This is a genomic window from Pseudomonas sp. B7(2017), from assembly GCF_002112745.1.
Classification (GTDB): Bacteria; Pseudomonadota; Gammaproteobacteria; order Pseudomonadales; family Pseudomonadaceae; genus Aquipseudomonas; species Aquipseudomonas ekonensis.
This window is the reverse complement of sequence record NZ_NEIP01000043.1, coordinates 1-1,318: the sequence shown is the minus strand read 5'-3', so window position 1 is coordinate 1,318 and position 1,318 is coordinate 1. Positions and strand designations below refer to the sequence as shown.

1 pseudogene is annotated in these 1,318 nt (G+C 55.5%); it reads left to right on the top strand.

Going from position 1 to position 1,318, the window contains the following annotated elements:
- Nucleotides 1-855 (top strand): annotated as a pseudogene (locus tag CAG29_RS28630) (hypothetical protein); the annotation flags it as partial.
- Between the last annotated feature and the right edge of the window lie 463 nt (nt 856-1,318).

The window sequence follows — 1,318 nt, the reverse complement described above, 5'->3', positions numbered from 1 at the left end:
TTCGTGCAGCAGCACTTCGAGGCCCGGCGCGGGGAGACGCTGACGGCGAGCTACAGCATCCGGCGGGCCGAGACGGGCAAGGTGAGCTATTCCAATCCGCTGGGGTTCTTGATTGGTGTTGCGGTCGAACTGGAGCCGCCGACTCTCACGTCGGTGAAGGACTCAAAGGGCGTCGAGATCCCGGACGACGGCGTCACCGCCGACACAAGCCTAACGCTCACCGGCACAGCGACGGCGGGGCAGAAGGTCGAGGTGTTCGACGGCGATAGTTCAATTGCAGAGTCCAAAGGTACGGCGACCGCCGACGCCACCACCGGGATTTGGCAGTTGGCGGTCACACTACCGTTTGGCGTTCGGCGCCTCTTTGCCAAGTCGCTCTATCACGACACTGACACTTATTCGAACGTGCGGACACTGACAGTGCAAGAACTGTATGACTCAGTGGATTTCAACAATTTGTCACTAGGAGGCTGGAACAAAGGACCAGCAGGTGCAGAAATCATATTTGCTGGTTCACCGGGCGCCTATTACTTACACAACAACACTTCAAACGGCGAATACCATGCTGGTGTCGTCCTGCATAAAACCTACGACGTCATAGTGGGTAGAAGATACCGATTCCAGGCTGAAGCAAGAGCTTTCAATCTCTCATCAGGAAACCCCGCCGTGCTTTCAATACGGATTGGAGATTCGGTATCTCAAGCTTTTACCGTCAACAACGCCAACTGGTTCTACATTGCACATGAAGCGGTGGCGACAACAGGAACGGTATCGATCGAGATTGTGAATTCACGATCAGCCCGGCATGGCAATGACTACCACCTAGACAATTTTCTGGTCTGCGGTATGAGCTGACGGCAGTGAGGCATGCGCGGAAACGGGGACGGATAGATTTATCCGGATTTATTTATACGCCCCCATTTCAACCGAAATGGCTATGCACTTCATTTTTTATCGAGTCTGTTTACTTCCGTTTAAAACCACTCCCACCACCCCACGCCACCTTGCGCCATTGCCTACAGCTACGCCAGAATCCGCCGTCTTGTGCGCCTTGGGGGCGGGTTCTATCGTTTGGCGGTCGCTGACGAATCAGTGATCGGGTTTAGCAGCCCGGCAATTCTCAAGGCACGTAAGCTCCGCTGAATGCGTCATGGCGGCTTTGCGTGGGGCACTTCGGTGCGCCGGGATCCTTGAGCCTGGTCTGCTAACCCGCGTACAGCCGCCACCCATTCGTTTAGCAGCGATGGCTGACGGCTCCATTTCTCAAGGAGCTACACCATGTTCAAACCCACCCCCAACCCACCCGAAACCGACCCCA